Annotated in this window: 11 protein-coding genes; all 11 read right to left on the reverse strand. The window is 66.0% G+C overall.

The genetic code is table 11. From position 1 onward, the window contains the following. Positions 1–2 precede the first annotated feature (2 nt). The 11 genes from ABEA67_RS06210 to ABEA67_RS06260 all read right to left on the reverse strand — a co-directional run bounded on the left by ABEA67_RS06210 (position 3) and on the right by ABEA67_RS06260 (position 13,144). On the reverse strand, positions 3–701 hold the full coding sequence (locus ABEA67_RS06210) for a single-stranded DNA-binding protein (protein WP_345462528.1): 699 nt from the start codon (positions 699–701) through the stop codon (positions 3–5). 114 nt (positions 702–815) lie between these two features. Next, positions 816–1,442, reverse strand: coding sequence for a hypothetical protein (locus tag ABEA67_RS06215; RefSeq protein ID WP_345462531.1), 627 nt, complete (start codon positions 1,440–1,442; stop codon positions 816–818). A gap of 109 nt (positions 1,443–1,551) precedes the next feature. After that, positions 1,552–2,016 (reverse strand): hypothetical protein, encoded by a 465-nt coding sequence (locus tag ABEA67_RS06220; RefSeq protein WP_345462534.1) that lies wholly within the window; start codon positions 2,014–2,016, stop codon positions 1,552–1,554. A 604-nt stretch (positions 2,017–2,620) separates the two neighbouring features. Next, positions 2,621–3,502, reverse strand: coding sequence for an AAA family ATPase (locus tag ABEA67_RS06225; protein WP_345462537.1), 882 nt, complete (start codon positions 3,500–3,502; stop codon positions 2,621–2,623). Positions 3,503–3,540: 38 nt separating this feature from the next. Next, complete coding sequence (locus ABEA67_RS06230) at positions 3,541–3,957, reverse strand: lytic transglycosylase domain-containing protein (protein WP_345462540.1); 417 nt, start codon at positions 3,955–3,957, stop codon at positions 3,541–3,543. 70 nt (positions 3,958–4,027) lie between these two features. Then, positions 4,028–4,348 carry a hypothetical protein gene (locus tag ABEA67_RS06235; protein WP_345462543.1) on the reverse strand — a complete coding sequence of 107 codons (321 nt, stop codon included), beginning with the start codon at positions 4,346–4,348 and terminating at the stop codon, positions 4,028–4,030. 126 nt (positions 4,349–4,474) lie between these two features. Continuing rightward, complete coding sequence (locus ABEA67_RS06240) at positions 4,475–5,011, reverse strand: hypothetical protein (protein WP_345462546.1); 537 nt, start codon at positions 5,009–5,011, stop codon at positions 4,475–4,477. Continuing rightward, positions 5,008–7,956: a type IV secretory system conjugative DNA transfer family protein gene (locus tag ABEA67_RS06245; protein ID WP_345462549.1), complete on the reverse strand. Its 2,949-nt coding sequence runs from the start codon at positions 7,954–7,956 to the stop codon at positions 5,008–5,010. The genes ABEA67_RS06240 and ABEA67_RS06245 overlap by 4 nt, the downstream gene beginning before the upstream one ends. 73 nt (positions 7,957–8,029) lie before the next feature. After that, positions 8,030–9,631: a hypothetical protein gene (locus ABEA67_RS06250; protein WP_345462552.1), complete on the reverse strand. Its 1,602-nt coding sequence runs from the start codon at positions 9,629–9,631 to the stop codon at positions 8,030–8,032. Beyond that, entirely contained in the window at positions 9,631–10,569 is a 939-nt protein-coding gene (locus ABEA67_RS06255) for a hypothetical protein (protein ID WP_345462555.1), read from the reverse strand. The genes ABEA67_RS06250 and ABEA67_RS06255 overlap by 1 nt, the downstream gene beginning before the upstream one ends. A 28-nt stretch (positions 10,570–10,597) precedes the next feature. Then, positions 10,598–13,144 carry a VirB4 family type IV secretion system protein gene (locus tag ABEA67_RS06260; protein ID WP_345462558.1) on the reverse strand — a complete coding sequence of 849 codons (2,547 nt, stop codon included), beginning with the start codon at positions 13,142–13,144 and terminating at the stop codon, positions 10,598–10,600. Positions 13,145–13,285: the final 141 nt, after the last annotated feature.

Genomic DNA, 13,285 nt, shown 5'->3' on the forward strand with positions numbered 1-13,285 from the left:
GCTCAGGCACCCTTCGCCGCGGCGTCCTGACTGCTGCGCGCGAGGCTCTGCACGCTCCGCGCTTCCACCTTCGTAGAGAGGCGCTTGTTGCCGCCCGCATCCGTCCACGGCTCGTTGAACAGCCGCCCGCCCACCACCACGCCCGCACCCTTGCGCGCGCCCTGGTGCGTCATGGCCAGGTGCCGCCACAACACCACATCCATCCAGTGCGTCTTCTCCTGCGGCTGGCCCTGGCGGTTCCTGAAGCGGTCCGTCACGCCGACCCGCATCTCCAGCACGGGTTCCTTGGCGGCCGTGTGCCGGAGCTGCACGTCACGCGCCAGGTGGCCGGAGACCAGCACCTGGTTCAGGCCGAGCACTGCGTCCGCCGGGGCGTCCAGCACCGCGAGCTGCAAGGCCTTGACCTTGAGCGCGCTGCGCTTGCCGCCCTCCGGCGCTTCCCACTCGCTGTACTCCAGCGAGCCTTCCAGGACCATCGGCGTTCCCTTCACGCACGGGCGTTCGGCCGAGTACTCGGCAGCCTTCCCGATCTGCTCGAAGCGGTGGTACCACTCCACCATCCGCACGCTCTCCCCGACGAACAGTTCCTCCTGCCCATGCAAGGTGCCCTCCAGCACCGCCACGCCGGACGGCGTGTACCGCAGCGCCGCTTCCTCTGCCAGCCGCCCCACCAAGGTCACCCGGTTCAGTCCCAAAGCCATGTTGCGTTCCTCCCTTTGCGCCTTTGCGTGATCTCGAATGGCCGAGCAACTCCCGACACCTCATCCCTGGACGCGCCAGCGTCCGACGCCTAGCGCGTCCCGCCGACACGGCGCCTACCGGTCTCTTCCGCGCCGCCTGCGCTCCGTGCGGCAGTAGTGTCCGGCACCCAGCGTGCTGTTCTGCGGCTGGGGGCGCGAGAACGGACTGGCCAGCTTGTTCGTCCACGAACCCTGCGGGGTCTGCGCCGCCAGCCGCAGCCGCGCCGCCTCCGCGTTGCCTTCCACCAGGTTCCGCAACTGCCGTTCCAGCGCCCGCCCGGACGGCGCGCCGAGGAACACGCTGTCCTGCACCCCGCTCAGGGACAGCGACACGACCTCTGCGGAGGCGCGCACCTTCAGCTCCCCATTCGCCAGGCCCTGCCAACCCTGGTCTGCTCGCGCCACGACCACCATCAGGAGCGTCACGGCCTCTGCCCAGGTCAGGTTCACGTGCGCCGTCCCGGTCGTCAGCAGCAGCCCCCCCAGCAGGCTCTCTGCCACCTCCACCAGCGGCGGTGCCCCGGCGCTCCAGATCGGGCGCAGTCGGCCGTCCAATTCCTCCAACACCTCTCCCGTCTCCCGGTCCCAGACCGTCACGCGCTGCGGCATCTCCCTGAAGACCACACCCGCGAGCGCCAGCTTGTCGTTGACCGTGACCGAGCGTCCGCCTTGGAAATGCACCTCAAACTGTTTCTGCGACATGACCCGCCAGCGCGCATGTCAGTGCGCGACACCTCTTCCCTGCAGCGGCACGGAAAGAGGGAAGGGGCCACCACTCTCCCTTCCCTTCCTGATCAAGTCCCGGGTCAAGTCATGCGGCTTTGGCTTCCGGCCTTTTGGCAGCGCCTCCTCGGGGCTTCGATTTCTTCCCCGAACGGCGTGGTCCTCGCTCCGCCTTTCCTTGTGCGAGTGTGGCGTCACGGCGCGCCTTGGCCAGCTCCGCGAAACTCGCGTCTCCCTTCTGCAACTCGTCCAGTGAGGTCGACACATCGGCGTGAGGACTGGTGTCGAGCACGCACGCCCGGGTCCGGCGCTCCCACCGTTCGAACGCGGGCGTCACCTCGATCAACTCGTCTCGACGCGCGGTGCTGCCGCTGATCTTGGCGGGCAGCGTCTCGCGCAGGTACACCGCCTCGAACACCGCCTGCGCGTACGCCTCGTCATACGCTGCCAGGAACCGCCTCGCCGCTTCGTCCGGCAACGACAAGATCACCTCGCTCAACCGCCGCACCGCCTTGCCCTCCAACTCCAGGTCCCGCTTGCTGTCCGTCTCCATAGCCTGACCGTAAAACGGCGCAGGTTCCCCCAACGCATCTGCCCCCTGGAGACAGCTGCAAGTATCTGAAAAGAATGAGCCTCCTTGATTTAAAATATAAATCAGTGGGTGGGCTGATTTGGAAAGCGGCAAAAAGGCGGGTTGCGTGTGCGCTGGTACGACAAAAACAGGATGAGGTCTGAGCTTTAGGATTGGCGCTCAAATGTAAAAACCACATGGCGTCCGGGTCTATCCCTGGACCACCCAGCCCAGTCCTAAGATGAGTAATTTGTGAGCGTCCGAGTGAAGCCTGTCCCGGCCACGAAAACAGGTGCCTGTGGTCGGGGAAGAGGGCAGACGACGACTGGAAAAAGCCTGCTTCATCCCCTGTGGTTGTGCGGCACGGACGGCTTGAGGGCTTCCCTTTTTTGCGCTTCCAGGGAGTGCATCTGGCTCGCAACTTCGCTCTTCCTCCACCTCGTACCCAGGGGAGAGAACAGGCTCCTCTGAGGTCCCTGTTTCTGCACGCCGAGGCTGCCCGTGATGCAGGCTGAACCTGCCGGAAAAGCGACGGGAAAACGCCGCCGGGTCGGGGCGACCGGCGGCGTCTGGGTGAGGGGTGGGCTCAGGCGGCTGGCACCATTCGCCCCTCGATCTCTTCGCCTCGCAACCAGGCGTCTACCGCACCGGGCACGTCCTCGATCACGCGGTACACGCCCTTGTCCACCACCTCGATGATCAGGCTGAAGATGGGCGTGCCGATCACCTGCTTCTGAGCGTCGAGGCCCCACAGTGGACGGTAGGTCAGGTTGGTGAAGGCCTGGGCCGTGTGACGGGCGTGCAGGGTGGCATCGAACAGGACGCCTTTGTTGGCATACTCCACCACCAGAGGCACATCGTCGCGCGGCCCGATCTCGTCGGTCAGCAGCTCGCGTGGGCTGTTGTTCTGCAGGGCGTATGCGATCATCTCCCGCTGTCTTGACGGGTCGCCCACCGAAACCCGTTTCGCCACGCCCACGCAGGCATGCGGCACCACGCCGGGTCCCAGCAGCTCATCGCTGGTATCGGCCACGGATAACCGTTTCCCCTGGACCTCCGTGCGGATGCGCAGGCAGTCCCGGAGGGTGGCCGTCTTGCCCGCAAAAGGTGCACCTACGATCGCAATGCCCTGTGCCTCCTCCACCTCCTTTCGCAGCGGCTCCAACAGGCCCATCAGATACCGGCCGACCCGAATCGAGATGGACGTGTAGAGCCCCGCCGCGTTCGTCGCCGCGCTGTACCGGTGCAGGGTGCCCGGAATGCCCTGCCTGCCGTCCGCACGAGGCCGGCCCACGCGGTTCAGCACGCGCAGCAGATCCGCTTCGGTCACCACCCGCGGAAAGGTCACGCTGAGGTCATCCATCAGCGCACCGAAGTGCTGCCCGACATCGAGCGCGATGTCGTCGACCAGGTGTATCCGGCCGGCCAGAAACACCTGGAGGTCTTCCGGCAGCGAGTCGAGTACCATCTGGTACTCCTCTGGTCTCGTGAGGTCCACCACCGCCATCAGTTCATCCCCTGGAAGCGCACCGGCGACCGCTTCAACGCCCGGTACGTTCCGAGCACTTTGGCGACGTAGGGTTGCGTCTCCGGAATAGTTGGCACGCCACCTGCCGCCATGACGTTTCCCGGCCCGGCGTTGTAGGCTGCCAGGGCCAGAGGCCAGTCCTTGAAGGTGTTCCACTGCTGGCGCAGGTACTTCGCGGCACCGTATAGGTTCTGCCTGGGATCGAACGGGTTTTCCACCCCCAGCTCGCGCGCCGTCCCAGGCATCAGTTGCCCCAGTCCCAGTGCGCCCTTGGGGCTCACGGCGCGAGGGCAAAACCAGCTCTCCACCCAGACCAGACTGACCAGCAGATCGGGGTCCAGACCGAAGTGCCCTGCGTAATACACCGTCCACCCGTAGAGGTCTCTGGGAATCACGCCACACGCGTCTGCCCAGCCACAACAGGCACCCATCACGCCTCCGATCAGCGCCCCCTTCCTGCCGGAATCAACCGCGAACCTGACCGTCACGTTGTGCTGCCCCCCGCATCGCGGCCGCCGCACCGCCGCCCATCTGTGTCGAATCTCTGTGGGCAGTCACCTGAGCGCTGCCCGGTGAATCCTGAAGCGTCGCTTCAGGCTTGGACAGGCCACGTGCCACGCCCACCCTGTCGAGCGCCACGTCGGGGCGGTGCACCGCCACCAGAATGCGCTGGAGCAGGCTCACGATCAGGCCTACACCGACCGTCACCAGGGCGATCAGGTAACCCAGCGCCCCGCCCGCGTAGGCCGCCAGGACCGCCAGAACTACACAGGCCAGAAGGAACACATCTGTGGGGTAGAACCGCCGTCGTTTCACTGCCTCTCACCTCGCCGTTCACCGTAGGTGGGAAGTGGTTCTGCCTGGAGCACCGGCAAGAGAAAAGCGGCCAGGAGGCCGCCTCGCTTTCCTGCCTCAAGACCGTTTCAGGCGGCTGGAAAACCACTTCAGCAGGTCCACCTGCGGATTGGCCCGGGCGTTTGCCTTGACCCACTTCACCAGGGCACCCACGACCTTCGGATCGCGGACCAGATTCACCTGCACGCTGTCCCCCGGGAGCGGAATCTGCGTGAGGTTGCGGCCCACCAGTGCGAAGGCCTCGTCGACTACCACGAACGGCACGCTGCTCGCTGCATTGGTGACCTTCGGGGCATAGAGCCGGGTGACGTTGGTGTCATATCCAGCGAATGCCACCTGCATCACCCGCTCGTTCCGGGTGCCCTGCGTGACGGCCTCCGGGGTGGTGATGATCACGGTCGTCACGTCGCGCGTCATCGCCTGGCGGTACGCCGCGGTGACTTCGGGATTTCGCATTGTCGGCGCGTAGATCAGCAGCGAGTTTTGCGCTCTCGTGATCAAGTGGGCGGCCTCGGGAAGCGGTACCTGGAGCGGGCCCTGCGCGGTCGCCGTCGTGGTCAGGATGAGCACCAGAACGCAATTCCACTTCTTCATTCGTCACTCCTCATGCGGTTGGCGGTGAAGATCGCCGTCACGTCCGGTACCGCCTCCCTGTCTGGACTGGAATTGGGCCGGGATTCCGCTTCACTCGCTCCCTTCGAGGAGAGTTCCGCAGGAGTGCGCTCCAACTCCGGCAAGGGCAGGAACAGCGAGGGGGGCGTGGTCTCCGCAGGCGTCTTCTTGCGGCTCTTTCTGGCCGGGTTGGGCGTCGGTACGGGGACTTCCCCCGGTGCCGCTACCTCGGCGATCTGTGCGGCTTCCTGCGCCTTCAGGAGGGCGTGTTCCTCCAGCAGCGAGAGCGGGGCTTTGAGGGTCTTTGTTGCCTTGGCGCTGCCATCTTTCGCCTGCTTCCTGAGCCGTTCCGGATCCGGCACCCGGCGCTGCGCCGCCGCTTCCTGCCTGACTTTTCCCCAGCCTTTGGCCTCCCCGTTCGGATGGGTCTCGGAGGCCGCGCGCGTGGCCTCGACGGCCATCCGGAGCCGGGCTGGATCGTTCAGGGGGACGACGACCAGGTTCCGGGTGCCGAGGCGCTTGGTGGGCAGGTCCGGGACCACACCGAGCAGCTCGCGCAGCACCGTGGAGGGCAGCGCCAGCGTCTCGTACTCGTAGAACGCGGTGACCTCCTGGCGCTGGTCTTCCGGCAGGGCTTCGCGGACCGGGTGGTGCTCGATGCTGGCCGCGCGCTGGTGCATCCAGCGCACAATCGGCCCCAGCACCTCGGCGTCCGTCAGGCGCTGCAGCTTGGCCTCACCCAGCAGGGCCTGGCCCGTGTCCGTGATGCGCAGTTCCGTGCCTGCCGCACCCCGCGCCAGCCACTTGCTCTGGTCCACCAGGAAGTCGAGCTGTTCGTCCGACAGCGGACTGTCAAACGACTCGGTGGTGACGTAGACCTTGGGGGGCGTGGTCGCGCGCACCAGGCGCACCTTGGCCCCCTGTTCCAGCGCCGCGTCGGCCCAGGCGTGCAGCAGGGCTTCGGGGGTCTCCGGCATCTCTTCGGCGGTGGGCGCGCGGCTGCGCTGGCGGAAACCAGGATCGGCCAGGAGCTGGTCGGTGAGCACGCCGGGCGCGGCAGTTCCCATGACGTTGCGATAGACCTTCGCGATGCGGTTCTCGACCGGGCGCGCCCAGGCCTTCCACCACGGGGTCGGCACCACGAAGGGCGCGTCGTACCGCGGCAGTTTGATGCGCACCGGCGGGCAGCCCATCATCATCAGGAGGCCCTCGTTCTTGGTGTAGGTGGCGAACTCCTCCGGGGGCAGGAAGGGCTGTTTCTCCACCCGTTCCGAGACCGTGCGCCGCCCCTTGAAGGGGGTGGGCAGGAACTGGTCGTTCGCCGCACTCTCGCCCATCACCACTTTGGTCGTGTCCCCCAGCAGTTTCGACCAGGTGATGGCGTCCTGGCCGGTGATGCCGTAGGGCAGCAGGATGGTATGGCCGATAACGTTTTCCGTCATGGCGGCGTAATACAGGTCGCCGTACACCAGACGACCCTGGCTGCTGTTCTGCACGCCGATGGTCATGCCGATGTTGCGCTCGCGGTTGGTGGCCGTCGAGCGCATCATGTTGCCCATCTGCCCGAAGCTGTTGAACTCGTCGAAGTAGTACTCGGCGTGAGTCGCCAGGGTCCCGCCCTGCCGCGCGGATTCCTGGAGCGCCACGCGGTCGATCAGCCGTTTGATCAGCTTGATCAGGGTTTCGCCCGACCCGTCGACCAGGTGTTCCTGCTCGATGCCGATGTACAGCAGGGTGGGCCGCCGGAATACGTCCGCCAGGTTCAGATTGCGCCCCGGGCTGCTGGTCGTGGCACGCTCCAGCACCGGGTTGAAGAAGATCTTCAGCTCGGAGACGAGGCCGCGCAGCATGTCCGCATTGGCCGCCGGGGAGCGGTCAAAGAGACCTTTCATGGCCTCCCTGATCTCGGGGTTGTTGACGCTCTCCCGCTGGTACCACTGTTCGAGTTCGGTCTTGGTGGACTGGGCCACGCGCAGCACCTCGCGGAAGGTGCGCTTGGACGGCACGGGGTGGTTGGCGACCGCCAGCAGGATCGAGGCCAGCGTGTGCCGCTCCACGTTCTTGTAGTGCGCCCCCACCTCCTTCTGGTACTCGGGTGGGGTGATGATGCTCTCGGCCATCTCCAGGGCCGTCTTCATGTCCGTCACGCTGTCCAGCAGCGGCATGTGCAGCGTGTCCTCGGAAAACGGCGTGAAGAGCTGCACCTGCCGCCCCAGGCGGTGCCAGAAGGCAATCATGTTGTAAAAGCCCCGGCGGTTGGGGTACTTCAGGTCGAACAGGATCACGCTGCTACCCTGGACCGCGTCCATCATAAGCTGCGGGATGAACAGCCCCGAGGTCTTCCCGCCCCCCACCCCGGAGATGATGATGGTGTTGGTGCAGCGGTCCTCGACGGGCGGCAGCAGCATCTGGAGCTTGTTCAAGTCGAAGCGGCCGGGACTGACCGGGTTCATGAAATAGCCCAGGTAACCGCTCTGCCTGTTCTCCGGGCGCTCCCGGTCGCCTTTGGTGTAGAGCTTGATCTTGTCGTCCGTGTCAAGCGCCCAGCGCTGCTGCCCGGGCATCTTCAGGTGCTGGTTGCTGCTGCCTCTGCGGAAGATCAGGGCAGCGCCGATCAGCGGGAGGAAGCTCAGGGCAAACGGCGTGAAAGGAAAGGCAGCCGACAGCGCCTGGTTGGCTCCGGGGCCGCAGCGCCCATCCCCCAGGCAGAACGTGAACACCAGCAGCGGGCTTTCCAGTTGGTACACGCGCCCCCAACCCAGGCCGATGAGCCTCTCTCCCAGGGAGACACTGACCCGGATCAACTCGCCCACGCTGTAGGCCATGCCGCCCAGGAAGGCGACCAGACAGAGGGTGAGGCCCAGGACCGCCCACGGCGACCTGGACTTGACCAGCACGTTCTCGATGTTGTGGCGTTTCTGGAGCATCGTCCGTTCCTTGGGTGCGAACAGGCGGGCACAGGGCCGCCCGCCCAGTCAGGGTTCCGGCTGCCTTCCGGAGTCAGTTCTTCTTCCCGCCGTTCTTGCTGCCCAGGTCGGCGGTGGTGCCGCGCGCGCTGCCGGTGTTGCCGGTGTTCCCGCTGTACGGCTGAGCAGGCCCGGTCTGCCTGCCGCCATTCGGGTGCATGCGCGCGGCGGCATTGGAGTACGTTTCGCGGCCCGACGGTCCTGGGGCGTTCCGCGCTGTCCGGTTTAGTTCCCCTGCCAGCCGCGCTGTCCGGTACGAGTCCGTCGCGTTCCTGCCCAGGTCACGCATGCCGCCCGCCGCGGCGTTTGCGCCGCCTACCAGTGCGCGCCCTCCCGTCGTCGCCAGGTTCCCGGCGGGTCCGGTCATGCTGCGCGCCGCGCCGCCCGTCAGCCGTGCCACCGTGCCGACGCCCGCCGTGCGCACGCCATACACGGTCATGTCGATGCCCGTCCCAAGCGCGCTGGCCAGGAGGCCGGGGACCCTCCGGAGCTGGTAGGCCGCGATGCCCTGGGCGATCACCATGGCGATGATGAACAGGATGAACCCGCGGACCATGTTCCAGAACGATTGCAGTCCGGCGTTGATCTGGATGAAAAAGGCCTTGATCCCCGAACAGGCGTAATCCCCGCCCAGCCACTTGGGCACGCCCAGCTCGTTGCTCGCGCCGGTGACGCCGGACATGCACTTCACCATCTCGTCCCGGTACTGGTAGGCCAGCGCGTTCAGGTCGGCCGTCTTGCCCTTGATCTGCTGGGTCAGAACCTGCTGCGGGTACTGCACGGCGATCTTGGCCGACAACACCATCACGAACGGTGTGACGGCCACCGTCAGCCACGCCCCGATCACTCCCATCAGCAGGTATTTGAGCATCCGGCCGTCGCCGATGCCCCAGGCCACCACACCCAGCGGCAGCAGCAGGGTGGTGAGAATCAGGCTGAAGCCGCTCCCCAGGATGATCGCCGTGAACAGCGCGAAAAAGCCCAGGACCAGCAGGTAGCCCAGTTGCACGATCCAGCTCACGCGGTCCAGCGGTGTGGGCTGCCGGGCCTGCATCTCCGCCGTGACCAGCGACTGCACGGTCGTGTCGTCGAGCGGGTTGTTCGGGTGCTGCCACTGCGCGGTCGTGATGACCTCCGCGATGCCCGACGCCGCCCCCGCCGCCATCAGGTACTTGTGGGCCGCGTTCGCCATGTCGGCAGTGCCCTGCTCGACGGCGCTTTTGATCAAGGGGCTGGCCAGGTTGGAGGCCGTGCTGTACAGCGCGGTCCAGCCTTGTGTGGACGCGTCGATGGTGGCCCACACCGGCCCGTTGCCGGCGCGGGTGGCGTTCATCACCGCGATCACGGCGAGGATCTTGAACAGGGTGAGCGTGGCCACCCCCCAGTTGTTGCGCAGAATGCCCTTCCAGACGATGGTGTACAGGCCCATGCCGCCCGCGATGTACGTCCCGAACAGCGCGAGGGACTGAATCAGGTGCTGCTTGCCGATGTCGGCAGCCAGGGTGTCCATCCACACCCGGGGGTTTTGCACGTAGTCGGCCAGGTTGACCTCCAACGCGCCCTGGGCACCGGCCGTGCCCAGCAGGGGCAGCGCCAGGACCGCCAGTGAGAAAGCAGATCGCAACCGGCGGGTCATCAGTCGCCTCGCAGCAGTTGGCCAGTCTCCGCCGCGGCGCGGTCTGGCTTCGTCGTGATGTCGACGATGGTGTTGCCCGTCGAGCGGATGGCCGCCTCCGTCTCGTCCGCGCGGGCCTGGGACCGGGCCACCTGCTCCTCGACCATCTGCTGGCGCGCGAGCGCCTCACTCTTTTTCCTGGCGATGATGTCGCTCACCACCGCACCCATCGTCTGGTTGGTGATGTCCAGGCTCCGGGCGAGCTGCGCGAACTGCGCGGCCAGCGCCGCGTCACCCAGGGCGCGGTTGTTCATGTCCTCGAGAACGATCTGCCCCAGCACCTGCACCCCGTCACGCGTGGAATCCGCACTGTTCAGCGAGTTCCCCAGTTGCAGCGCCTGTGACGCCACGTCCCTGGCGCGGTCTTGAAGCGTGCTGGCGGCCTTCACGGCCTCCTCGACGGTCTTGGCGCTGTCCGCCGCGCTCTGCAACTGGACCTTGCTCAGCTCGTCCGCCTGCACGTTCTGCACGGCGCTGTCGCGCTTCATCTGCTGGAGGGTAGGGTTGAAGGCGATGGCGGTGTCCACCTCGTTGGTCCCGGGCTTGAGGAACGCCCCCGAAGCGATGTCCGCCTGTCCCTTGCTGATCTCCGCCTTGATCACGTCGATCTGCTGCTGCAAGTCGTTGATGAACCCGTTGGGGTCGATCCCGGCGATGTTGAAGCCCTGGTCGGCCAGGCGCTGGAGCATCATCCCGCCGAGGGTCTTCAGGTTCTCCTGGGTAAAGATGCGGTCGCTGATGTTCTTCAAATCGGTCAGGGACTGGAGCCACGCCTGGTTGCGCTGGTAGAAGTCGTAGGCGTTCTGCACCTGGCTGGGCAGCGGCACGCCGCTCTGGGCCTCGGCGGCGCTGGTGGACAGCACGGCGGCGGTCGTCATGATGCACAGCGTTCTTTGCATATGTTCCTCCTGGCGAACCCCGGGTGTGTCAGGCGGCAGGGGCAGGATGACCGGCCAGGGCCATCACCGCCGCCATGCGGTTGCCCCCCAGGCGCCGGGTGTACTCGTCGCGCCGCGCCTTGTCTTTCGGGTGGCTGGTGGTCAGCCAGTACTTCAGCGGGGTCAGGTGGTTCTGGATGACGTCACCGACCGTCTCTCCATTCGACAGTTCCATGATCGCCACGTACTCGCGGTAGTTGCTGCCCCCGCCGAGGCTGCCAATGGCGTCGTGGGTGGCCTCGTTCAGCTTCAGGGTCGTCACGATCTTCTCCGCCTCGTTCGGCGTGACGCTGCCGATCAGGCGCAGGGCACTGTTGTTGATGATGCCCCTCAGGTTCTCGATGTCTCCGATCTCCTGGCTGATCCCCACGGGGTAGAAGCCGAAGGTGCGCCCGAGCTTGAACATTTCGGCCACGAATTTGGCGGCCTCCTCGATCTCGGCCAACGCGCCCAACTCCTCGAACACCGGGTACTTGATCACGCCGGGGTTGTCCAGCCCGCTGCGCCAGATCAGGTCCACCAGCAGGATCATCCCGATGCGGCGCAGCTCGCGGGCCGACTCGTCACGCATGGCGGAGATGTTGAAGCTGGTGACGTCGCTCGTGATGCGGACCGTCGTGGGTCCGTCCAGGAAGGTGCCGAGTTCCGATTTGCCGGTAAACGCTCCGAGCCGGGCGGCCAGCACGTCAATGGCCTCCTGCATGACCTTGTTGGGCGCGACCCCCGCGACAGTCGGCAGATTCCTCAGAATCCGCACGAAGTCCGAGAAGGCGAAGGGATCGAACGCCTCACGGTGCTGCCCGTTCCCAGTGGGCACCCGCTTGATCGCCAAATCGTAGGCGGCCTCCACCGCGCTGGTCAGGATGCTGTGGTCCAGCGGCCCCAGACCGCCGCTGGGCAGCAGCAGCGCCTTGAACATGCCCATCAGGAGGCCGCGTTTCTCCGCGGTCGCGGTGATCTGACCTGGCGGCAGGTCGAACATGTTGATGCACACCCGCTGCCCGTTGCTCAGCCTGGCCCCCGGGCGAATCTCGATGATCTCGCCCTCGACCGCTTCCACCACGGTGGCGTAATCGTCTTTCAGGTCCAGGATATAGACCCTTCCGCCGATAGCGCGCACGTTCAGCAAAAAGGTCATGTTCAGGTTGCTTTTGCCGCTGCCCGCCGTGCCGATGATGAACGTCCCGGAGTTGTTCGTCCCCACCGCCTGGTTGATCGGCGTGAGCCCGCCGTACCGGTTGCGGAAGACGACCAGCGGGTCCGCAGTGCCTTCCCACGCCCCCACCTGCGGGATCAGGCCCGCCACGTTGAGCGTACGGCCGTCGAACAGGTACTGGTTGGTGAGGCCGCTGAACGGTTCCAGCAGCTCGAACTGCCGGATGTTGTCCACGTTTCCGATGCGCGCCAGGGCTCCTCCCAGTTGCCCCATCTCCGCGCGAGCCCGGTTGGTGGCGTAGTTCAGCTCGTCCTGGGTGCGCGCGTAGATCACCATCGCCAGCCCGAAGAGCACCATCTTGTCCTTGCCGCGTGTGATGGCGTACAGCGCCTCTTCCATCTCGTCGGCGATGGCCCTGTTCGCCGAACCGCCCCCTTCCGCCAGGGTGTTGGTCGCGCCCTCGGCCTTGTACGACAGGGCCGCCTTCTTGGTGGTGGGATCGACGATCACGAAGTCGATGATCAGGTAGTGCTCGACGCCCTGGAGGGCCGACAGGAGCTGCTCCAGCATCCCGCTCTGCGTGCCCTCGCCCACCTCCGAGTAGCTCACCACGTTGACCAGGCGCGTGCCCACCACCAGGAACCCGGGGTGCGACTTGTCCACTGAGCTTTCCGTGAGCTGCCGGCGGGGAGAGGGAATCTGGATACTGTCGTTCGCCTGTAGGGCGCGTATCGAGGCGCCGCCGGTGGGAATCAGGCTGCGGTACTCGCGCGGCATGTCGCCAAACTGCTTGTTGCGGTAACTGTAGATCAGGTTGGCGATGGCCTGGGTTCCCATCCGCCGCGGGGCCAGGCCCGCCGCATGCATGGCGTCACCCAGCCGCCCGGCAAACGCGTTGCAGTAGTCGGTGAGGGCGTCACGCTCCCGCTCGGACAGGCTGCGGTTCTTGGGCACCTTGCGGTCGACCTTCACCATGAAGTAGTGGCGGGTCCGTTTTAACTTCCCGGCACGCCGGTCACGCTCAAGCAGTTCGTTGTCCGCCTGGACCACCGCATCCAGGATGTCCTGCTCACCCTGGGGCTGGAGCATGGCGCTGCGCACCTCCCCTTCGGACATGTCGCGGTTCTCGACGATGATGCGGCCGCGCGATCCCACCGGCAGGGCCTGGCTCAGCAGGATGTTGGTCGTGTGTTTGATGGTGTCGCGCAGGGCGTGCGAGACCTGGAGGACGTTCGGAAGGTGGAACTCGAACCCGATCTCGGCGGACCCGTTGCGTGCGAAGTGCACGCCCTTGTGGAGGCCCAGGAGCGGCGATCGCTCGGTCCAACTGGTCTGGCGTACGGGAGTCAGCGCATTCCGAAGACTCGTCAGAAAGGACATGGGTTCACCCTAGGTGCTTTCTGGTTGGCCCCAAGAGCAATGGACCCGCCCTGGCACAGGCGGGTCGCGGGAGAGGAGAGGAGGCTCAGGCCTCGGCGTTTTGCGGAACGGGCACGGCGGGGGAGGCCTCGCGTAGTGTGT

Source organism: Deinococcus carri, assembly GCF_039545055.1.
GTDB lineage: Bacteria > Deinococcota > Deinococci > Deinococcales > Deinococcaceae > Deinococcus > Deinococcus carri.

What these genes read in the sequence shown, in the direction of transcription:
- ABEA67_RS06210 (WP_345462528.1), bottom strand. Translation starts at nt 701, where the DNA reads ATGGCTTTGGGACTGAACCGGGTGACCTTGGTGGGGCGGCTGGCAGAG.
- ABEA67_RS06215 (WP_345462531.1), bottom strand. Translation starts at nt 1,442, where the DNA reads ATGTCGCAGAAACAGTTTGAGGTGCATTTCCAAGGCGGACGCTCGGTC.
- ABEA67_RS06220 (WP_345462534.1), bottom strand. Translation starts at nt 2,016, where the DNA reads ATGGAGACGGACAGCAAGCGGGACCTGGAGTTGGAGGGCAAGGCGGTG.
- ABEA67_RS06225 (WP_345462537.1), bottom strand. Translation starts at nt 3,502, where the DNA reads ATGGTACTCGACTCGCTGCCGGAAGACCTCCAGGTGTTTCTGGCCGGC.
- ABEA67_RS06240 (WP_345462546.1), bottom strand. Translation starts at nt 5,011, where the DNA reads ATGAAGAAGTGGAATTGCGTTCTGGTGCTCATCCTGACCACGACGGCG.
- ABEA67_RS06245 (WP_345462549.1), bottom strand. Translation starts at nt 7,956, where the DNA reads ATGCTCCAGAAACGCCACAACATCGAGAACGTGCTGGTCAAGTCCAGG.
- ABEA67_RS06250 (WP_345462552.1), bottom strand. Translation starts at nt 9,631, where the DNA reads ATGACCCGCCGGTTGCGATCTGCTTTCTCACTGGCGGTCCTGGCGCTG.
- ABEA67_RS06255 (WP_345462555.1), bottom strand. Translation starts at nt 10,569, where the DNA reads ATGCAAAGAACGCTGTGCATCATGACGACCGCCGCCGTGCTGTCCACC.
- ABEA67_RS06260 (WP_345462558.1), bottom strand. Translation starts at nt 13,144, where the DNA reads ATGTCCTTTCTGACGAGTCTTCGGAATGCGCTGACTCCCGTACGCCAG.